The sequence below is a fragment of the Azoarcus sp. Soil_N_20 genome, assembly GCF_057656155.1.
Genome location: NZ_JBDGKX010000088.1, coordinates 1 through 226 on the forward strand (window position 1 = coordinate 1; position 226 = coordinate 226).

At 69.9% G+C, this 226-nt stretch carries 1 pseudogene; it reads right to left on the minus strand.

The annotated features are described in order from the left end of the window. Nucleotides 1-226 (minus strand): annotated as a pseudogene (locus AC3A35_RS28025) (metal-dependent hydrolase); the annotation flags it as partial.

Below are 226 nucleotides of genomic sequence, written 5' to 3' on the forward strand. Positions count from 1 at the left end.
TGCTGGCCCAGCGCGAGGCTGCCGGCTTCGTCGAACATGTGCTCCGCGAGCCCCACGCGCTCGATCTGGCGTGCGGCTTCGGCGAGCAATCGCGCCTCCTCCGCGCGGTCCAGGCGCCACGCCGAACTGATCACCCCCTTGTCGCCCCTCAGGTGGCCGCCGATCGCGACGTTCTCGAGCACGCTCATGGTGGGCAGCAGCTTCACGTGCTGGAAGCTGCGGCTCA